Origin of the sequence: Bradyrhizobium sp. AUGA SZCCT0158 (genome assembly GCF_018130065.1) — a bacterium.
Taxonomy (GTDB): Bacteria; Pseudomonadota; Alphaproteobacteria; order Rhizobiales; family Xanthobacteraceae; genus Bradyrhizobium.
The window spans coordinates 1-20,445 of record NZ_JAFCME010000017.1 but is presented as its reverse complement, the minus strand read 5'-3'; the positions used below and the strand labels follow the sequence as shown (position 1 = coordinate 20,445).

General features: G+C 63.4%; 18 protein-coding genes. 10 read left to right on the top strand and 8 right to left on the bottom strand.

Going from position 1 to position 20,445, the window contains the following annotated elements:
• Positions 1-69: 69 nt before the first annotated feature.
• The 3 genes from JQ574_RS23210 to JQ574_RS23200 all read left to right on the top strand — a co-directional run bounded on the left by JQ574_RS23210 (position 70) and on the right by JQ574_RS23200 (position 2,095).
• Positions 70-1,590: a PLP-dependent aminotransferase family protein gene (locus JQ574_RS23210; protein ID WP_212383951.1), complete on the top strand. Its 1,521-nt coding sequence runs from the start codon at positions 70-72 to the stop codon at positions 1,588-1,590.
• A 71-nt stretch (positions 1,591-1,661) separates the two neighbouring features.
• Complete coding sequence (locus JQ574_RS23205) at positions 1,662-1,814, top strand: hypothetical protein (RefSeq protein ID WP_212212708.1); 153 nt, start codon at positions 1,662-1,664, stop codon at positions 1,812-1,814.
• Positions 1,815-1,825: 11 nt separating this feature from the next.
• Entirely contained in the window at positions 1,826-2,095 is a 270-nt protein-coding gene (locus JQ574_RS23200; protein ID WP_212212706.1) for a DUF6719 family protein, read from the top strand.
• Between the two features lie 34 nt (positions 2,096-2,129).
• Here the strand turns inward: JQ574_RS23200 and JQ574_RS23195 are convergent, their stop codons facing one another.
• The 4 genes from JQ574_RS23195 to JQ574_RS23180 all read right to left on the bottom strand — a co-directional run bounded on the left by JQ574_RS23195 (position 2,130) and on the right by JQ574_RS23180 (position 5,316).
• Positions 2,130-3,095 carry a tetratricopeptide repeat protein gene (locus JQ574_RS23195; protein ID WP_212212703.1) on the bottom strand — a complete coding sequence of 322 codons (966 nt, stop codon included), beginning with the start codon at positions 3,093-3,095 and terminating at the stop codon, positions 2,130-2,132.
• A gap of 222 nt (positions 3,096-3,317) precedes the next feature.
• Complete coding sequence (locus JQ574_RS23190; protein ID WP_212212701.1) at positions 3,318-4,553, bottom strand: serine hydrolase; 1,236 nt, start codon at positions 4,551-4,553, stop codon at positions 3,318-3,320.
• Between the two features lie 148 nt (positions 4,554-4,701).
• Positions 4,702-5,106: a hypothetical protein gene (locus JQ574_RS23185; protein WP_212212698.1), complete on the bottom strand. Its 405-nt coding sequence runs from the start codon at positions 5,104-5,106 to the stop codon at positions 4,702-4,704.
• A 45-nt stretch (positions 5,107-5,151) separates the two neighbouring features.
• On the bottom strand, positions 5,152-5,316 hold the full coding sequence (locus JQ574_RS23180; RefSeq protein ID WP_212212696.1) for a hypothetical protein: 165 nt from the start codon (positions 5,314-5,316) through the stop codon (positions 5,152-5,154).
• Between the two features lie 695 nt (positions 5,317-6,011).
• Between JQ574_RS23180 and JQ574_RS23175 the strand changes: the two genes are divergently transcribed.
• On the top strand, positions 6,012-6,227 hold the full coding sequence (locus JQ574_RS23175) for a hypothetical protein (protein WP_312014613.1): 216 nt from the start codon (positions 6,012-6,014) through the stop codon (positions 6,225-6,227).
• A gap of 29 nt (positions 6,228-6,256) precedes the next feature.
• On the opposite strand, the gene JQ574_RS23170 is transcribed toward JQ574_RS23175, so the two are convergent.
• Positions 6,257-6,736 carry a CreA family protein gene (locus JQ574_RS23170; RefSeq protein WP_212273175.1) on the bottom strand — a complete coding sequence of 160 codons (480 nt, stop codon included), beginning with the start codon at positions 6,734-6,736 and terminating at the stop codon, positions 6,257-6,259.
• A 328-nt stretch (positions 6,737-7,064) separates the two neighbouring features.
• Here JQ574_RS23170 and JQ574_RS23165 point away from each other — a divergent pair, with 328 nt between their 5' ends.
• The 4 genes from JQ574_RS23165 (at position 7,065) to JQ574_RS23150 (ending at position 11,280) form a co-directional block, all read left to right on the top strand.
• Complete coding sequence (locus JQ574_RS23165) at positions 7,065-8,852, top strand: L,D-transpeptidase family protein (protein ID WP_212212691.1); 1,788 nt, start codon at positions 7,065-7,067, stop codon at positions 8,850-8,852.
• 84 nt (positions 8,853-8,936) lie between these two features.
• Positions 8,937-9,530, top strand: coding sequence for a glutathione peroxidase (locus JQ574_RS23160; RefSeq protein WP_212212689.1), 594 nt, complete (start codon positions 8,937-8,939; stop codon positions 9,528-9,530).
• Positions 9,531-9,728: 198 nt separating this feature from the next.
• Positions 9,729-10,700 carry a polysaccharide deacetylase family protein gene (locus JQ574_RS23155; RefSeq protein ID WP_212212687.1) on the top strand — a complete coding sequence of 324 codons (972 nt, stop codon included), beginning with the start codon at positions 9,729-9,731 and terminating at the stop codon, positions 10,698-10,700.
• A gap of 25 nt (positions 10,701-10,725) precedes the next feature.
• A complete protein-coding gene (locus JQ574_RS23150) occupies positions 10,726-11,280 on the top strand; it encodes a dihydrofolate reductase family protein (protein ID WP_212212685.1) in 555 nt (184 codons plus the stop codon).
• Positions 11,281-11,291: 11 nt separating this feature from the next.
• Here the strand turns inward: JQ574_RS23150 and JQ574_RS23145 are convergent, their stop codons facing one another.
• Positions 11,292-11,741 (bottom strand): DoxX family protein, encoded by a 450-nt coding sequence (locus JQ574_RS23145; protein ID WP_212212684.1) that lies wholly within the window; start codon positions 11,739-11,741, stop codon positions 11,292-11,294.
• A 125-nt stretch (positions 11,742-11,866) separates the two neighbouring features.
• A complete protein-coding gene (locus JQ574_RS23140; RefSeq protein ID WP_212212682.1) occupies positions 11,867-14,176 on the bottom strand; it encodes an NADP-dependent malic enzyme in 2,310 nt (769 codons plus the stop codon).
• A gap of 262 nt (positions 14,177-14,438) precedes the next feature.
• On the opposite strand from JQ574_RS23140, the gene JQ574_RS23135 reads away from it, so the two are divergent.
• Positions 14,439-16,418, top strand: a complete 1,980-nt coding sequence (locus JQ574_RS23135) for a hypothetical protein (protein WP_212212680.1) — start codon at positions 14,439-14,441, stop codon at positions 16,416-16,418.
• A gap of 7 nt (positions 16,419-16,425) precedes the next feature.
• On the opposite strand, the gene aspS is transcribed toward JQ574_RS23135, so the two are convergent.
• A complete protein-coding gene (aspS, locus tag JQ574_RS23130) occupies positions 16,426-18,201 on the bottom strand; it encodes an aspartate--tRNA ligase (protein ID WP_212212678.1) in 1,776 nt (591 codons plus the stop codon).
• A gap of 205 nt (positions 18,202-18,406) precedes the next feature.
• On the opposite strand from aspS, the gene JQ574_RS23125 reads away from it, so the two are divergent.
• Entirely contained in the window at positions 18,407-19,882 is a 1,476-nt protein-coding gene (locus JQ574_RS23125) for a YdiU family protein (RefSeq protein ID WP_212212675.1), read from the top strand.
• The last annotated feature ends 563 nt before the right edge of the window (positions 19,883-20,445 follow it).

Sequence of the window (20,445 nt, the reverse complement as noted above, 5' to 3'; positions counted from 1 at the left end):
CAGTTCCTGTCAAATCAATCAATGACGAGAGTTGTAGCGGCGAATTTGGTCTGCGATAGTGCCAATTCCATGCGAAAAATTCCGACCAATTCTCCGGCGCCGCCGCGGAAGACCGAGCTGCCGCTCGACCTCTCCGGGCCGCATGTGACGCCGCGGGCCTCCTCGCCGCATCGGCTCTATCAGGCGCTTTGCCACGCCATCGTCAGCGGCATCGTCAAGCCCGGCGAACCGCTGCCGCCTTCGCGAACGCTGGCAAGCCAGACCGGTTTTCGCCGCAACGCGGTTACGACGGCCTATGAGCGGCTGATATCAGACGGCTTTGCAATGGCCATTGGCGGCTCCGGCACCTTCGTCGCCGCGCGCATCCCGGCGCAGGTGAGCGGCGCCGGCAAGGCCAGGATCGTCATCGAGGCGCCGCCACAAGGCACCCTGTCGCTCGGCTGCACGCATATTGACGAGCGGGCCCTGCAGCGCTTCCGGTCCTTTGTCGGGCGACGGATGCGCGCCTTCGGCACCGACCACCTGCACTACGGCGATCCCCGCGGCAGCCACGAACTTCGCACCGCCATCGCCGATCATCTGCTGTCGGCACGCGGGCTGCGCTGCGATCCGGACCAGATCATGCTGGCATCGGGAACCCAGCACGCCCTGCGGATTGTGCTCAGCGCCATTCTGAGGCCGGCCGATCAGGTCTGGTGCGAGGACCCCGGCTATCCCGCCGCGCGGCGCGCCATCGAGCATTGCGGCTACCGCCCGGCCCCGGTGCCGGTCGACGCATCAGGCCTAATCGTCGCCAAAGGCCGCACGTCAGCGCCATCGGCGCGCGCGGCTTACGTGACGCCCTCGCACCAGTTTCCGCTTGGCGTGCAGATGACGATGAACCGCCGGCTCGAACTGCTGGATTGGGCCAGGGACGCCGACGCGTTCGTGCTGGAAGACGATTACGACAGCGAGTTCAGGTATGACGGCGCGCCATTGCTGTCGCTTGCCGGCATCGATCATTTGCGGCGCGTTATCTACATGGGCACGTTTTCAAAGACGCTGTTTCCGGGATTGCGCATCGGCTATTGCGCGCTGCCCGAGAGATTGATCGGACCGGTGACGACGGCCCGCGCCGCGCTCGACCGCTTTCCCGGCACGCTGCTGGAAGGCGCTGTCGCGGATATGCTGAATTCTGGCGCGTTCGCTGCCAATCTGCGCAGGGTGCGCACCCTCTACCGCGAGGCCCGCGACGTGCTGGCCTCGACGCTGTCGGCGGCCTCGGAGGGCCGCCTCACCGTGCCGGTGCCGTCGCAAGGCCTGCATCTGGTGGCGCGGTTTGATCCGTCGATCGATGCGCAGGTTGCAGCCCACACCAAATCCGCGGCCGGCGTCGAGGGCTGGCTGCTGGCGGACACCTATGCTCGCGCCCGACCGCTGCCGGGATTTGTGCTGGGATTTGCCGGCCACCCGCTTCCGCAACTGAAAGCGTCGGCCGAGAAACTGGCCAAGGCATCGCTGGCGGCGATGCGGGCCAGCCGGAAGCCGGACAGCGGCGGAACCGGAAAATCGCGAAGGCCGGCGTCGGCGCGATCCCGATCGGCGGGCTAGCTTAGCACCCTAGGAGAATCGCCGCCGCATCCGCTAAATGCATTGAATCGTCGTCACGATGGAGACACCGGATGCCAGCGAATCGCAACGTCATGTACCTGATTATCGGTGTGCTGGTCGTTGCCGTCGGCGTGCTCAGCTACAATCTCTATCAGGCCAGGAAACAGCCCGAGGGCGTGCAGATCAATGTCGGCCCCGACGGGCTGAAGATCCAGAGCAAGTGAGGGAGGCCAATTTGGCAATCACGAAGGCCGTCACGGCCGCCGCTCTTGCACTTTCTGCCGGCCTCGCTTTGTGTCTGCTCGCCTCACCTGCCGCCGCGCAGCAGGTCGTCCCCAACGAGCGGAATATTGTCGATCTGCGGCTCGGTCAGCGCATCCTCGTCGACGACGGAACATGTCCTGCCGGACAGATCAAGGAAGTTTCGGGCTCGCAGATGACCACATCCGGCGTGCTGCGCACCCACAAATGCATTCCGCGCCTGGGGACGAAGCAGCGGCGGTAGGGCCTGTGCTCATTAAACCGCGATAGTCGCAATCTCAGGCAGGCGAGCCTGCCTTCGCGCGAATGGCCATCGACCGCTTGAAAAGCGCGTTGGCATCGCCGTAGCGGCGCTGATCCTTGTAGAGACCGGCCAGGTTTTGCAGAACGTCCGCGAGGTCCGGATGGTTAGGGCCGAGCGTCTTTTCGAAGGTGGCCACCGACCGCTTGTAAAACCGCTCGGCGTCGGCGTTACGGCCCAGTCGCCCATAAACAGTGGCCAGACTGTTCAGCGCCTGCGCAACATCAGGATGGTCGCGACCGAACGCTTTCTCGGTCACGGCCATCGACCGCTTGAGCAGCCGCTCGGCATCGGCATAACGATGCCGGTTGATGTAGACATAGGCCAGATTGTTCATCAAAACCGTGGCCTCTGGATCGCTCGGACCGTGCGCCTTCTCGAGAATGGCCAGCCCGCGCTTGAACAGCGGCTCGGCCTGATCGTATCGACGCTGGTTGCTGTAGAGAGCGGCCAGGTTGCTCAGCGCCAGCACGATGTCCGGATCGTCGGGACCGTCCGTTTTCTCACGAATGGCGATCGACCGCTTGAGCAGCGGCTCCGCCTCGGCAAAACGCTCTACCGCGCGGTAGAGTTCGCCGAGATTATTCAGCACGCTTGCGACTTCGGCATGATCCGGACCGAGTGTCTTCTCCCTGATCGCCAATGAACGCTTGTACAGCGGCTCGGCGACGGCGTATTGACCCAGATTGTAGTGGATCGTGCCGAGGTCATTCAGCGGCAGCGCGACCATTGCATCATCGGGACCAAACTCCTTCTCGCGCATGGCCAGCAACCGCTGGGCCAGCGGAAGCGCTGCCGCGTACTTTCCGACCCGATAGAGTTCCTTGGATTCCTGGTTGAGACGGCTTGCCTCATCCTGCTCGGCGTAGGATGGCACGATGACTAACAGGCTCAGGGCCAGCGCGGTGACCGCAATGCGGATAGATGCTTTCATGGCCTTCATCACATTTGCCTCCGTCGCGGTTCTTCCGCGACATACCCGCCCTTTGTGTCTTCAGTGGCTAGAGAGGTTCATACTGACGGGTCACCGCGCAGCAATCACGCCATGCGACCGCTTTTGGCACGAAACCGACATGCGGCGGCGTCACGTCAGATCAATTCGCCGCTTAAAGCGTGGTCGTAAAGGCCGCCATCGTTTCGCGCCGTCTCGCCAGCCCGTTGAGCCTTACCAGCGGCCGTATTTGCTGACGATCCCGCGCCAGACGGCACCGCGTTCGAAAGCGAACGATTCCTTTCCGACATTGGCGTTTTTGGCTGCGGCCGTGACCACCATGACGAGCTTGAGCTCGGGGTCGACGAAGATCGACTGGCCGTAGACACCGAGCAAGGCAAACCTCCGCTTCTCGCCGGGATAGAGCCAGAACTGATAGCCGTATCCGAAATACGGCGTGGCCTTCCCCGGCGCGAATGCCGGAGGTTGCCGCTGCCAGTCGGTCGCATCCAGCAGATAGTCCTTCGGCACAATCTGCTTGCCGCCGACCGCGCCATCATTGGCCAGCAGCATTCCCAGACGTCCGTAATCGCGCAGCGTCGCATTGAAATTTCCCAACGCTACTTCCGAGCCGTCCGCCGTCGTGGTCCACGTCGCGTCGGCTTCGGCGCCCATCGGTTGCCAGAGCCGCGTGGTCAGGTATTGGCTGAGCGTGGTGCCGGTGACCTCGCGGAGCAGCACGGCCAGCAGAACGGTCTCGCTGGAGGCATAGTGAAACCGCGTGCCCTGCTCGGCGTCGCGGGTCTCGAACTGGCGCAGCGCTGATATCGATCCTTCGCGGCCGCGGGCAATCACGAACCGCGTCAGATCGTCCTTGCCGTCGTAGATTTCACTGAACTGCACGCCGGACGACATGCGCAGGGCACTGCGTATGGTGGTCTCGCCATAGGCACTGCCGGCAAGTTTGGGCACGTATTTCGAAATCAGATCATCCAGCGAAGTGATGCGGCCCTCGGCGAGCGCCATCCCGACAGCCAGGCTGACGATGGATTTCGCCATCGAATGCGAGATGAAGCGGTCGGACGGCTTGCGATCGTACTGGTAGCGCTCGAACAGGACCGCGCCGTCCTTGATCACCAAAAGCCCGGTAACGCGCTGGTGCGCGAGAAAATCGTCGAGGGTCCAGCTCTGGTTTTCGAACCGGTAGCCGAGCTTTGTTTCGCCGCCGGCCGCAACAAAAGGCAATGGAGATTCCGCCTTGCCCAGCCTGTTGTATGGAAAGATCTCGTCAATATGACTGAAGGATCCAACCCGCACACCTTCATCGAAGAACCAGTTGGCGCGGGTGCCGACTGGATAGCCCTTGTCCTTGCCGAGCAGGTCCTCGTCGGGGGCGGCAAAGGCCGGGACTGCCAGGGCACCAAGAAAGCATGCAAGGAGATAAGTGGAAAAAATTCGTCGTTGCTGCATTGGCCGACTCCCGCGCGCGGGGGCGAACGCCATCGCGCTCCCCGGAGATCATCGAACAACATTGCACATCATGGCGGTGACGGCTTGCCGAACCCGTGACGGCATCGAGATCGCCGTTAACCAGTGGTTGCGTGAGATCTCGCGCGAACTAGTTCGACGGCTCGAACATGCATTGCAGCGTCGGCTTGGCGATCTTGGTGAAGGTCGGGCCGATTTCGGACTGCTTCGACGCTGGCACCCAGGCGGTCTCGATCGTGGGCACGCCGGTCTCGCTGATGCCGCGCAGCAAGGCTTCGCGCAGATCGTTATCCTCGACGGTCGCGGCCGCATGATCGTGCAGGCAAGTGCAAACTGTTTCGGGATGCGCCCAACGTCCGACCATGTGGGGCGCGCACAGCCGTACAAACTCACCGCGGGGATCGGGGAGCTTGAACATGGAGCCGATCGGCCCCTGCTGGAACCGCATCTGCGCCGTTAACTGGGTTTGGGCCTGGGCTGAAGCGCCCAGCAGGCAGGAAACCAAAATCGCAGCGGCACCAAAACGTACAAACATACTGAGCCTTTACCGGCAAATTCTCTTGCGAGCTGTTAGCTGCGATTAGTTGACAGCTGCGACAACGATCGGCTGCGGAGCCGAGAGCGCCGCCGGCGCGCCGTTGTAGGAGAAGGTGCCGATGCCGGGCAAGCCCTGATCCGAGGAGCCCGCGACCGAGGGACCAGCCAGGATGAAGGCGAAGGCGAGGATGAAGCTGATGGTCCGCATTTGACTGTCTCCGGTTTCGGTGCCGGCGTCCCCGCCGTTTCGTTGGCAGAGTGATAGCCAACGGCTGTTTCCGGATATCTGCGCCAGAAGCGGAAAATGGTTTCATTGCAGGGGTGAATTGTTTCGTCGGTCGGCCAGGGACGAAACATTAGCGAGAAAAACCCAATGATTTCAGTATCAATGGCTGCATAGAGCTACAGGTCACCTGCGAACCGGGGCCATTCTACTTTGCATGGGGTTGTTTTCGCGATTTTGAGTCTGGGCCCTGCCGTGTACCGCCGAAGGGAGGCGAAACGGGCTCACTCGCTGTCGACAGCAGTCAAATCGGGTTCGGGCGTCGCGACAGGCGATCCGCAATAGGTGAACGTCCCTACCCCAGGCATGTCGCGATCGGCACTGCCCGCCAGTGACGGGCCGGTCAGGACGAAAACGAGGGCAATTATGCAGCTGAGGGCGCGCATCTGACGTCTCCATTCACCATCTGGCGATGAGACGCCCCTTGCTGTCAGGTGGTTCGACGCCGTCGCAAGTTCTTAATCCAGGTTCTTAATCTTTGTCTGCTGAATAGGCCGCAGCGCAGCATACTCAGTTGTGAACCGAAGCCTCGGTCCGCCCGACTCAAGCAGACACCCCGTGCAACCTTTCCCGTTGGTTCGGCGTTGTTCCCGTTCACAATCCAACAAAGGATAGCCGTCGTGGGCAATGGCAACATCAGTGTTGGCAATCAATCCTCGCCCCGCAAATCCGGCCAGCAACAGATGGCTGGTGCGATGTCGCAGCAGGGCGCACCGGTCATGGGCGACAATCAGTGCTCGCCACAGAAGTTCGTGCGGCTGGTTGGCTGCCACGAGCCTAAGGTCCGGCCCGCCGGCTCAGAGGTCCGCCCACAGCCCAATCCGGTGAAACGGTAAGTCCCGGGACGGCCGCCTGGCCCGGACCACTATTGGATGAACTCGGCACATTTCTGCACCGCGGCGTCGGCGGCTCCCCAGGGCATGACCGGCACCGAGGATGTCGAGTTCTTGGGTGACCCCTCGATCAGTCGGTCCGAATACACCATGTAGACGAGCACGTTCCGCTTGGGATCGCAGCCGCGGACAATCTGCATTTTCTTGAAGAACAGCGAACGGCGCTGGCGAAACATGTCGTCGCCCTGGGACATCTTGCCCTTGAACCGGATCGGCCCGATCTGGCGGCAGGCCAGCGAAATATCTGAAACTTCCTCGGCAAGCCCGAGCCAGCCCTTGTAACCGCCCTTCTCCGGCACCGTAAAATGGCAGGCCACGCCGTCGACCTCGGGGTCATCGACGCCGTAGGTCGCAAGCTTGTCATTTGGGCTCAGCCATTTGAACACGGTGGAGCGACGGAAGATCAGGTCCGGCTCGTCGGCGGCAAAGGCCGGACCGGCCTGCCACACCATCGCGGCCAACACCGCCAACGATACGCCCAAGGCCAGATTTCTCCATGACTTGTCACACTTACCGATGGCCTTGAATGTCATTTCTATCTCCGCTGAAGGACCCACCGGTTATGTAATGTGCAAATGCCGCACAGGAAGGCTGAGGAACGGTGCGGGGGAGCTCGCGTTTAACGGAATGTGAGGCTTTTTTGCTACGCTTGCGGCGAAAAGCGCGGGTTTAAGCTGGTGAACGCTTTTCGCGTCTGCAACAACAAATGATTATCGGAACATCGGATTCGACGATCTGGACTTAGGGAATTTGGGCGTGAGCGGGCATCGGCTTTTTGGGTTGAATAGTACGAGTGTAAGCAGCGCGAACCAGCGATTTTGGCAGATAGCTATTCTGGTTGCCGCAGGCACGATCGCCGCCTCCTCCCACGCCGACGCCGCCCTGTATTACTGGCAGGATTCCGACCCCAGCTTCTACCGGCCGGCACCATCAGCCCAGCCGCGCAAGCAGCGGACCCGCAAGCCCTCGAAGGCCATGATGGCCGCCGAAAAGGAAGTCAGCGCCAAGCCGCAGGGCCCCCTGATCATCGCGATCTCGATCAACCAGCAAAAGGTCAGGGTCTACGACGCCAACGGAATCTTCGCGGAAAGTCCGGTGTCGACTGGCACGAAAAGTCATCCGACCCCGATGGGCGTGTTCAGCATCATCCAGAAGCACAAGATGCACCACTCCAACATCTACAGCGGCGCGCCGATGCCGTTTATGCAGCGCATCACCTGGTCGGGTGTCGCGATGCATGCCGGCGCCCTGCCCGGCTATCCGGCGTCGCACGGCTGCATCCGTTTGCCGATGGCCTTTGCCGCGAAGATGTGGAAGTGGACCAAGATGGGCGCGCGGGTCATCGTCACGCCCGGCGAGATGACGCCTTCGAGTTTCTCGCACCCGCTGCTGGTGGCGCAGAAGGTCGTGCCGCAACCTGTGGCCGCCGACGAGCCGATGTCGGACGCGCCGGCGGTGAAATCCGACAAGGGCGCGGACGCTGGATCCGCAATCAAGTCCGCGAGTTCAGACACGAGCCTCGAGTTGCGATCGACTGTCGGTCACGGTCACGGCACCCCCGATCGGACGCCGTTACGCGAACGAACCCATACTGCGGATGCCAGCGGAGCCATGCCGGCGACCAATTCCGCTGTGACGATGTCCGATGCTTCGTCCTCGGCGAGCAGGATGCCGGTCTCCAACGAAGCCGCGAAGTCCGAGCCGGTGAAATCGGATGCTGAGCCAGAGCCCGCCAAGAGCACCGACGCCGCGTCTACCGACAGCAAGCCGGCCGAAGTGACATCGTCCGAGTCCAATTCGTCGGATGCTGCAACGGCCGAGGTCAGATCGGTTGAGACCGGCAACACGATCAAGAGCGAAATCTCCGCCAGCGACGCCCCGGTCGAGGCCAAATCGGCCGACGTGAAACCGGACGAGGTGAGAACCGGGACGCTCAAGGCGGACGCGCCCAAGGTCGAGACACCGAAAGCTGAAGCAGCCAAGATCGCCGAAAAACCGGCGGAGCCCGTCAAGGCAATCGCCGATACGCCTGCCGTTGCGCCCGATGCGAAAAAGGATCCGTCGCGCCTGCCAGGCGTCGAGAAGGCCGCGGCGAAGCCGGAACCGAAGCGCACCGGGCAGATTGCGGTGTTCGTCAGCCGCAAGGACGGCAAGCTCTACGTGCGGCAGAACTTCACCCCGCTGTTCGACGTGCCCGTGACGATCGCGCCGAGCGAGCGGATGCTGGGCACGCATGTGTTCACGGCGGAAGTCGACAAGAATGATCCCAATCTCCTGCGCTGGTCGGTGGTGTCACTGCCGGTGACGGCCCGCAACGCGGCCATCAAGGAAGAAGACGAGCGCGCCGCGCGCCGGCGCAAGGTCGCCGGCGGAGCCCCGGCCGAGGCCAAGCCGGCACCGGCGCCGAACAGCCCGGCCGAAGCACTGGACCGCATCAACGTGCCGCCGGAAGCGATGGCGCGCATCGCCGAGGCCCTGACGACGGGCGGCTCGATCGTGGTGTCCGATCACGGCATCAATACCGGCGAAACCGGCGAAGGCACCGACTTCATCGTTCCGCTGCGCTAACGCGCGCCATAACAGCTTGTTGAGCGGCGCCGGTTCGCCGGTTCAGCTATGCTTTGCGCCAATCAATCTCGCGCGAGGCCGGCCATGATCGACCGCAGAACCATGATGACGGCAACGTTGGCCGCCATTGCGGGTATGGGCTCAACCCGGATCGCGAACGCCCAGGCCGGCATGAGCCGGATCACCGCCTACGCGTTTTCGTTTGGCGGATTGGCCGGCGGCGATATCAGGCTTTCGGAATATGCCGGCCGTCCCCTCCTGATCGTCAACACCGCCTCGCTTTGTGGCTTCACGCCGCAATATAAGGGGCTGCAGGAATTGTGGACGCAGTTCAGCGACCGCGGCCTGATGATCGTCGGCGTTCCCTCCAACGATTTCGGCGGCCAGGAACCAGGCGGCGCGACCGAAATTGCAGCAACCGCGCAGCACCATTACGGCGTGACCTTCCCGATATCGGCCAAGGCCATCGTGAAAGGGCCGAATGCGCATCCGTTCTACAAATGGGCAGCAGAAGCACGGCCGAAGGATGTTCCGCGCTGGAACTTCCACAAATACCTGATTGGCCGCGACGGCTATATCGCCGAAGTCTTCCCGGAATCCGTCGACCCCTCGGATACGCGGGTGAAGACCGTGATTGCGCGGGCGCTCGCACCAGGTGTTTCCGAACGAAGCGGCTAGCGGGTCGCTGCGGGCTACGCGTCGAAGCAGCGGGAAATAATCCCCTGAATTAACCGGTTCGACGACAAATCGGCTGCCTGTGTGGCAGCCGTTGCCTTGGCGAGGCCGCTGCAACTAGGCTATTGTGCGTTGGGGCGGGAAAGCGGCCGGACGACGGCAAAGCCGGTACCGGACGCGGGATCATTTAAGGAAAACAAGATGCGTATTGCGGCAGGGTTGATCTTTGCAGGCGCGGTTTCGTTGTTGACCTCGAGCGCGGCCTGGTCGCAGACGCCGCCAGCCAAGGGCGGCGCTGCGGCCCCGGCGGCAGCTCCAGCACCTGCTGCCGCAGCACCCCAGCCAGCACCTGCCCCGAAGGCCGCGGCCGCTCCGACCCGGCCTCCTTGCACCAACCCGAACGCACTCGGCGTCGGCCGCACTGTGGAGATCGACACAACGGGCGGTCCCGGCTTCGGCTTCGAACATTTCAAGGATCTGGACTTCCTGCGCGACAAGGAAGTCGTGCTGACATTCGACGACGGCCCGTGGCCGGTCAACACGCCGTCGGTGTTGAAGACGCTCGCCGAAGAATGCACCACGGGCATCTTCTTCCCGATCGGCAAGCATGCCACCTATTATCCGGAAATTCTCAAACAGGTCTATGCAGCCGGCCATGCGATCGGTTCACATACCTGGTCACACGCAGCCCTGGTCAACAAGAAGCTGACCGAGCAGCAGCGCAAGGACGAGATCGAAAAAGGCTTCAGCGCGGTCAAGTGGGCGCTCGGCGGCACCTCGCCGGCACCGTTCTTCCGCTTCCCGGCGCTGCAGCATCCGCCTGAGATCGTCACCTATCTCGGCACCCGCAACATTGCGATCTTCTCCTGTGACCTCGACTCCTTCGACTTCAAGGCGAGCAAGTCGCAGACCATCGTCGATACCGTGATGCGCAAGGTCGAAAAGCTGGGCAAGGGCATCATCCTGATGCACGACTTCCAGAAGCACACCGCCGAGGCGCTGCCCGAACTCTTGAAGAAGCTGAAGGCCGGCGGCTACAAGGTGGTTGCGATGCGCGCCAAGACGCCGGTGCAGACCCTCCCGCAATCCGACGAAGAACTGCTGAAGGAAGCCAAGCTGCCGACCGTAAGCTCGCGCCCGGTTTCCAGCGTCGTGCAGACGATCTCGGAATAATCGGCTTCGACTCGGCGACAAGTCCATGCCGGCGCTGCGCATCGAAGGCTACGTTATCGTTTCGGCGGACGGCATGCTGGCGAACGCCAGCAATGTCATGCCTGATGACTTGAAATTCGAAGGCGACAAGCAGTTCTTCACAGCCGCGCTCGACCGCGCCGACCTTATCCTGCACGGCCGCAATTCCTTCGAAGACCAGCCGAACTCGCCGCGGCGCAAGCGCCTGATCCTGACGCGAAAGGTTCGCGCGATTGCGCCCGATCCCTCCAATCCCAACGCCACGCTATGGAATCCGGCCGGCGCCTCCTTTGAGGCCGCCTGCACGCAAGTCGGGGTTCGCGCCGGCACAGTCGCCGTGATCGGCGGCCCTTATGTGTTCGGCATGTTCATGGACCGCTACGACGAGTTCTGGCTGTCACAGGCCCCGCACGTGCGGCTGCCGGACGGCGAGCCCTGCTTCCCCGGGGTGCCCGCGCGCTCGCCGCAACAGGTGTTGGCGTCGCACGGATTACGCGCCGGACAACCGCAAAAGCTCGACCCGGCGGCTGACGTCACCGTCACGCCGTGGCGGCGGACCTGAGCACGTCCGCTCTAGACGTCGTAGGCAGGTTCCGACGATCGCGGCCCGCGGCCGTAGCCCGCGATCATGAACAGAGCGCCGATGATCGAGAGATTCTTCAACGCCTCGATCAACGTCTTGGCGTTCTCGGGCGAGGCCTGATTCCAGAAATCGTGGAAATAGAAGGTGGCTGTCAGCACGAAGAAGATCAGAAGGATCGCAAAGAACCGCGCGCCGAAATTAACCGCGATCATCAGCCCGGCGATGATCTCGAACCCGCCAATCGAAATTGCCAGCAATTGCGGCGTCGACATGCCCGTCAAGGTTTCGAGCTGCGAAGTATAGGGCGCGAGCAGCGTGGGAATGGTCACCTTGGACGCGATAAAATCCGCCGTCTGCTGGATGCCGAAGAGCTTGGTTGCTCCGGTGTAGATGAAGAGCACGGCAAACAAAACTCGCCCGAAAGTAAAGAACGCTGGCATGGGTCGGCCTCACTGGATGGCAAATGCAATGTCACAAGCGGTCGCGCAAGCGATTATGAGCGTTTCGCCCCTGCTTTTCAAACGATCAAATCGAAACCATCCGCGTTAGAACCCGTCGACATCAGCTAGCCGAACAGGGTCGGTTGCGCACGGCCGGCACGCTCCTGGGCCTCGACGGCGGCAACCGCCGTCATGTTGAGAATGCCGCGCGCGGTCACCCCCGGGGTAAGGATATGCGCCGGACGCGCCGGGCCGATCAGGATCGGGCCTACCGGCAGCGCATCCGCCAGCGTCTTGATCATCTGGTAAGCGACGTTGGCGGTATCGAGGTTCGGCATGATCAGGATATTGGCATCGCCTTCCAGCTTCGAATGCGGCAGCACGAGCTTGCGCGCGGCCGCCGATAGCGCGGTATCGCCCTGCATTTCGCCGTCGGCCTCGATCTCCGGATGCTTTTCCTTCAATAGCGCGGTGGCGAGACGCATCTTGCGCGAGCTATCGGTATCATAGCTGCCGAAGTCGGAATGTGACACGAAGGCAACGCGGGGCTTCATGTTGAAGCGCTGGACGTGGATCGCCGCCAGCGATGCCATCTCGGCCAATTCCTCGGCGCTCGGATTGGGCCTGACCTGCGTGTCGGCGATGAAATAGGAGCCCTTGCTGGTGATCATCATCGCCAGCGCCGCAAAATCGCTGACGCCCGGCAGGAAGCCGACAATTTCCCGGACGTGACGCAGATGGCTCATGTAGCGGCCCTCGACGCCGCAGATCATCGCGTCGGCCTCGCCGCGAACCACCGCAAGCGCTGCGATCACGGTGGCGTTGGTGCGAACCACGGTTCGCGCGGCCTCGGGCGTGACACCGCGCCTTCCGGCGACGTCGATATAGGTCTGGACGTAGGAGCGGTAGCGCGGATCGTCCTCGGGATTGACGAGGTCGAAATCCTGCCCGGCCTTGATCGACAGCCCGAACCGCTTGATCCGGGCTTCGACCACCGAGGGCCGCCCGACCAGGATCGGCCGCGCCAGTTTCTCTTCGAGCACGACCTGGGTGGCGCGAAGCACGCGCGCGTCTTCGCCCTCGGCATAGATCACGCGCACCGGCTGGGATTTCGCCTTGGCGAATACCGGCTTCATGACGAGGCCGGAACGGAATGCAAAGCGCTCCAGCAGCGCAGTGTATTCGTCGAAATTCTTGATCGGCCGTGTCGCCACGCCGGAATCCATCGCTGCCTTGGCGACAGCCGGCGCGATGCGCAGGATCAGGCGGGGATCGAACGGGCTCGGAATCAGCGAGCCGGGTCCAAAGCCCTGGGTTTCGCCGCTGTCGAAGCCCTGCGCCACCGCGTCCGACGGCGGATCGCGCGCCAGCTGGGCGATTGCGTCGACCGCGGCGTGCTTCATTTCCTCGTTGATCCCGGTGGCGCCGACGTCGAGCGCGCCGCGGAAGATGAACGGGAAACACAGGACGTTGTTGACCTGGTTCGGGAAGTCGCTTCGTCCAGTGCAGATCATCGCATCGGGGCGCGCTTTTCGCGCTTCGTCCGGCATGATTTCCGGATTCGGATTGGCCAGCGCCATCACCAGCGGCTGATCCGCCATCGCCTTGACCATTTCCGGCTTCAGCACGTTGGGTGCGGATAGCCCTAAGAAGATATCGGCACCGCCGATCACGTCGGCGAGCACCCTCGCGCTGGTCTTCTGCGCATAGACCGCCTTCCAGCGATCCATCAGCGTGTTGCGGCCCTCATGCACGACGCCGTCGATATCGCAGACCCAGATGTTCTTGTGTTGCGCGCCGAGCGACACCAGGAGATTGAGACAGGCGATCGCGGCGGCACCTGCACCGGAGCAGACGATCTTGACGTCGGCAAGCTTCTTGCCGTTCAGCAGCAGCGCGTTGGTGATCGCGGCGGCGACGATGATGGCGGTACCGTGCTGGTCGTCGTGAAACACCGGGATCTTCATGCGCGCCTTGAGCTGCGCCTCGATCTCGAAACACTCCGGCCCCCTGATGTCCTCCAGATTGATGCCGCCGAAGGTCGGCTCCAGCGCCGCCACCGTCTCGACCACGCGCTCGATCGTATCGGCGGCGATCTCGATGTCGAAGACGTCGATCCCGGCGAATTTCTTGAACAGGACCGCCTTGCCCTCCATGACCGGCTTGGACGCCAGCGGGCCGATATTGCCGAGGCCGAGCACGGCCGTCCCGTTGGAGACCACGGCTACGAGGTTGGCGCGGGCGGTCAGGGTCGCCGCTTCAGCTGGATTGTTGGCGATTTCGGTACAGGCGGCTGCAACGCCCGGCGAATAGGCCAGTGCCAGGTCGCGCTGGTTGGCGAGCGGCTTGGTGGCCTGAATTTCCAGTTTACCGGGCCGCGGCAGCCGATGGTACGCCAGTGCTGCGGAATGGAGATCTTCAGAATAAGACGACATGCATACTCCCGCGTTCCCGGTCCCGATCTTTTATTTCTTCGCCACGTCCGGACGAGGTCAGTTTGCCGGCAGATTGAGCCGGATGTGAAGCACGCGCAACCGCTTGGATGCAACAGCTGACGGCGCCCCCATCAACAGGGCGCGGAGCCCGGCGGATCGACGCAAACGATCGAACCCGGTAGCATGGCCCCTCCCCATCCCCGGTCATTCGACCGACAACGGCAAATTGCCCTCCGCCCAACCGGCAACCGGAGCTGCCCGAATGGTAAAGGTTCTGAGCGGCCTGGTTGCCGCAATCGTGATCGCGGTGGGCGGTTTCTTCGGCTTTCAGTTCTATACCCAGCATCGAATAGCCAGCGAGGTCGACGCCGCACTTGAGCAGGTTCGCGCGGCGGGCGGCAAGGCGAGCCGCGGCAAGGTGTCGTTCGACCTCCTGAACCGCACGGTCACGATCGCCGAAATCGCGGCTCAGTCGGCGGCGCAACCGCCGGTCAGCGTCAAGATCGGCAACCTCACAGCATCCGGCGTCAGCCAGCCGGACGCGGCGCGGTTCTCGGCCGAGACCATCGAAATCGCCGACCTCGATATCGGCGCTGCAATCGGCCCACAGCCGCCATCGAACCTCTCCTACAAGCTGCCGCGGATCACAGTGAAGGAATATTCCGGTCCCGCCAGCCTGCAGCGGCCGCCGGCCTCGTCGGCCCTTGCCGACATCTACCGGTCCGTACTCGAGCAGTTCGCAGGCGTTGCGGCGACGTCGATCACGGCCCCTAGCCTGACCGGAACCATCAACTCCGGCGTTGCGACGCCGGGCGGTGGCGAGGTCGCGTATACGGGCCTTGCGATGCAGGACATCAAGGACGGCAAGGTCGCCAGCGCCAAGATCGACGGTGCGGTGTTCACGGTCAACGCTCAAGGCGCGGGGGGCAAGCCGGACAAGCTCACCGGCAACCTCGCCAATATCGCGGGCTACGACATCGACAGCCGCGCGGTGGCCGCGATGTTCGATCCGCAGAAGGCCAGCGACGACCAATATTACCGCGCCTACCGCCAAATCACGACGGGGCCCTATGTTGTCAGCTCCGGGCAAGGCCTGAACATGCGGATCGATGGCATCACGATTGATGATCTGGGCTTGCGGCCCTCGCGCATGCAAGTGCCGGATCTGCTGGCGATGATACCTGCGCCCGGCGCCGCGCCGCCGACGCCGGCGCAGGCGCGCGCGATGATCGAGAAGGTGGCCAAGCTGTACGAGGGCATGCGGATCGGCAATGCCGAGATGCGCGGATTCTCCGTGGAGACCCCGCAAGGCCCCGTCAAGCTGTCGGCGATGCGGCTCGATCTGGACAATGGCAAGGTCAACGAATTCGCGATCGAAGGCGTCGATGGCCGCGCTCCCGAAGGGCCGGTCAAGCTTGGCCGCTTTGCCCTCAAATCCCTCGACGTCGCCAATCTGCTGCGGCTGTCGGCGCAATTCGCCGGTTCGCCGCCGCCGCCCGACAAGGCGCTGGACATGATTCCGCTGATCGGGGGCGCTGAACTCAGGGGACTGGTGGCCCCCTTCAAGAACACCGGCAAGCAGGTCAGCATCGAACAGTTCAGCCTGGACTGGGGGCAGTTTGTCGGCCCGATCCCGACCAAGGTCCGCATGACCACCAGGATGACGACGCCTCTCGACGCCTCCGATCCTATACTGATGGCGCTGATCGCGGCTGGCCTCGACAAGGCAGTCATCGATAATGACGTCGGCGCTGTTTGGACGGAGGCGACGAAGACGTTCGCGCTTGAGCCGGTGTCGCTCGAACTGGGCGGGCTCCTCAAGGCAAATGCGCAACTGTCGCTCACCAACGTGCCTCGCGGCGTGTTCACGCTCAACCCGGTGCAGGCGGCGGCGATGGCCGAGCAGATCGAGGCCGGCCCGATCGAGCTCGTGCTGCGCGACACCGGCGCGATCGACATCGCGGTTGCCCAATATGCTCGCCTTCAGGACGTGAGCCGCGAGGCGGCGCGGAGCGCCATCGTCGACATGATCCGGTCGGCACGCGAACCGGCCGCGGCCTATCCCGACGTGCTCGCGGCGCTGGACGCCGTCGCCCGCTTTATCGAGACGCCGCGGCAGACGTTGAATGTCAAACTCACGCCGCGCGGCAAGCTGCCGCTCCAGCAGCTCAACCAGTTCATGAACACCGACCCGTTGCTGGCGCTGTCGCAATTCCGGATCGAGGCCTCGACGGGACTCTAACCCTGCACTAGCTCTTGTCCGGCAGGTTGAGCCGGATGTGCAGTTCGCGCAGCTGCTTGATCGCGACGTCAGACGGCGCACCCATCAGCAGGTCGACGGCCTGCTGGTTCATCGGGAACAGCGAGATTTCGCGCAGGTTCGTGGTGCCGCAGAGCAGCATCACAATGCGATCGACGCCGGCCGCCATGCCGCCATGCGGCGGGGCGCCGTACTGGAACGCGCGGTACATGCCGCCGAACCGCTCGACCACGTCCTTCTCGCCATAGCCCGCGATCTCGAACGCCTTCACCATCGCTTCGGGCTTGTGGTTGCGGATGCCGCCGGAAGCGATCTCGTAGCCGTTGCAGACGATGTCGTACTGGAACGCCTTGATGGTCAGCGGGTCCTGCCCATTGAGCGCATCGAGGCCGCCCTGCGGCATCGAGAACGGGTTGTGCGAGAAGTCGACCTTTTTCTCAGTCTCGTCATACTCATACATCGGGAAGTCGACGATCCAGGCGAGCTCGAACCGGTCCTTGTCGATCAGGTTCAACTCCTCGCCGACCTTCGTGCGCGCGAGGCCAGAGAACTTCCAGAACTTGTCGGGGTCACCGGCGACGAAGAACGCGGCATCGCCTTCCTTGAGCCCGAGCTGGCCCCGGATCGCCGCCGTACGTTCCGGTCCGATGTTGTTGGCGAGCGGACCTGCACCCTCGCCGCCCTCGCGCCACATGATGTAGCCGAGACCGGGCTGGCCCTCGCCTTGCGCCCAGGAGTTCATCCGGTCGCAGAACGCGCGTGAGCCACCGCCGGGTCCGGGGATCGCCCAGACCTGGTTCTTCGGGTCTTCCAGCATCCGCGCGAACACCTTGAAGCCGGAGCCGCGGAAATGTTCTGACACGTCCTGCATCTCGATCGAATTGCGCAGGTCCGGCTTGTCGCTGCCATATTTCTTCAAGGCTTCGGCGAACGGAATCTTCCGCCAGCCTTTTGTCACCGGCTTGCCTTTTGCGAATTCCTCGAACACGCCGGTGACGACCGGCTCCATCGCCGCGAACACGTCTTCCTGCTCGACAAAGCTCATCTCGACGTCGAGCTGGTAGAACTCGCCCGGCAGGCGGTCGGCGCGCGGATCCTCGTCGCGGAAACACGGCGCGATCTGGAAGTAGCGGTCGAAGCCGGACATCATCAGCAGCTGCTTGTACTGCTGCGGCGCCTGCGGCAGCGCGTAGAATTTGCCCGGATGAATCCGCGACGGCACCAGGAAGTCGCGCGCCCCTTCCGGCGAGGACGCCGTCAGGATCGGGGTCTGGAACTCGAAGAAGCCCTGCTCCTTCATCCGCTTGCGCATGGAATCGACGATCGCGCCGCGGGTCATGATGTTCTGGTGCAGTTTCTCGCGACGGAGGTCGAGGAAACGGTACTTAAGCCTTATGTCTTCAGGATATTCCTGCTCACCCGCCACCGGCAGCGGCAGCTCGCCGGCAGGCCCCAGCACTTCGACCGCGCTGACATAGATCTCGATCTTGCCGGTCGGCAGTTCGGCATTGACGGTGCCTTCGGGACGATGGCGCACCTTGCCGTCGATCCGCACCACCCACTCGGAGCGGAACTTCTCGACTTCCGCAAACGCCGGCGAGTCCTTGTCGGCCACGCATTGGGTGATGCCGTAATGGTCGCGCAGGTCGATGAACAGCACGCCGCCATGGTCGCGGATGACGTGGCACCAGCCCGAGAGGCGAACGGTTTCGCCGATGTGGCTGTCGCGGAGCGCGCCGCATGTATGTGACCGGTAGCGATGCATGGAAATCCCAAAAACTGATAATGGAGGTCGAATCGAGGGCCAAAGAATCGCGGAACAAGGCCTGCCCGAGCTGCGGCAGGGTTTAGCCGACGAGGTCAGGCGCGGCAACCAGTGGCGGCCCCTGTTTTGGCCCAAAAAGCGGCGTTTTGAACCCACGGGCCCCCACCCCTTTGCCTATCCCCCGGGCGCGCCTATCTTTGTGGTCATGACCGTCCATTTCCCGTTCCAGAACACCTATGCGGCGCTGCCGGCGAACTTTTTCGCCCGGGTAGCCCCGACCCCCGTGGCGGCCCCCCGGCTGATCAAGCTGAACCGGGCGCTCGCCGTCCATCTCGGCCTCGATCCGGAGGTGCTCTCTAGCCCTGAGGGTGCCGAGATCCTGGCCGGAAAACGCGTCCCCGACGGCGCCGACCCGATCGCGATGGCCTATGCCGGCCACCAGTTCGGGCATTTCGTGCCGCAGCTCGGCGACGGAAGGGCCATTTTGCTCGGCGAAGTCATCGACGCCGACGGCACCAGGCGTGACATCCAGCTCAAGGGAAGCGGCCCGACGCCGTTTTCCCGCCGCGGCGACGGCCGCGCGGCGCTGGGCCCGGTGCTGCGGGAATACATCGTCAGCGAGGCGATGTTCGCACTCGGCATTCCCACGACGCGGTCGCTCGCAGCCGTGATCACCGGCGAACGCGTCCAGCGCGAGACCATGCTGCCCGGCGCGGTGCTGACCCGCGTGGCCGCGAGCCATATCCGCGTCGGCACCTTCCAGTTCTTCGCCGCGCGCGGCGACACCGACGGCGTGCGCCAGCTCGCCGACCACGCGATTGCCAGACACTATCCGGAAGCCACCAAGGCCGAGCGCCCCTATCACGCGCTGCTCGAAGGCGTGGTCGCCCGGCAGGCTGATCTGGTCGCGCGCTGGCTGCTGGTCGGATTCATCCATGGCGTCATGAACACCGACAATTCCTCGATCTCGGGCGAGACTATCGACTACGGCCCGTGCGCGTTCATGGACCATTACGACCCCGCGCAGGTGTTCTCCTCGATCGACGAGATGGGGCGCTACGCCTACGCCAACCAGCCGCAGATCGCGCTGTGGAATTTGACCCGGCTGGCCGAATGCCTGCTGCCGCTTTTTTCCGACGACAAGGACAAGGCGATCGAACAGGCGCAATTCATCCTCGGCGAATTCGCCGAACAATTCACCACCGCCTACCAGGCCGGGCTGCGTGCCAAGATCGGTTTGTTCAGTCAGCGTGACGGCGACGAGGCGCTGGTGCAGGACCTGCTCGACGCCATGGCCAAGAACCAGGCCGACTTCACCCTCACCTTCCGCCGCCTCGCCGATGTCGCGCTCGACGCGAACGACGACAGCGTCAGGGCCCAGTTCCTCGACCCCGCGGCGTTCGATGAGTGGGCGGCGCGCTGGCGGCAGCGGATTGCTGACGAACCGCAATCGGCAGCCGAGCGACACGCCGCGATGCGCAAGGTCAACCCGGCCTTCATCCCGCGCAACCATCGCGTCGAAGCCGTGATCCAGGCCGCGATGAATAATGACGACTACGCGCCGTTCGAGGAATTGCTGAGCGTGCTGACAAAGCCGTTCGAGGATCAGCCGGAGTTTGCTGACTACGCCAATCCGCCATTGCCGGAGCAGCGCGTGTTGCAGACGTTCTGCGGGACGTGAACTCGTCATGCGCCCCATGCCGTGACCGTCGTCCTCCGCGAAAGCGGGGGACCCAGTACGCCGCGGCTTCTCGGTCGGTTCTATCATCGGCTTCTCTGGAATACTGGGTCGCCCGGTCAAGCCGGGCGATGACAGTTGAATATGTGGCCGCCTTCTCGCGACGATTGCGCCCGAGCTTTGCCAGAAACTTCCCGCCCTCTGCAAATAGAGGGCGCAGGGAAGACCGGGTGCGCGCTGCACCCGCGGTCCCGCGTGCGGTTTGCACTAAAAAGGCTGCACACGAGCATACAGGGCAGCGGTGAACACCCGGCCTTCCCTGCGCAATGGCTTTACGGCTTATGCCGTGATCTCCCCGGAGACGAGTTCTGGGTTGACTCCGTCGCTGCCGGTTCAGCTCACGCCTACCCGACAGCTTGACACCTGCAACGGGTGCCAGGACCACACGGTTTTGCCGTACGCTTAATCCGCGCCGTCGTCTCAGCGCAAACCAGCGTCCACCGCAACCCGCCCAACGTCCGTGACGACGGCCGACGCCCTTCTGAGTAGGACGGGATGGGCAAACA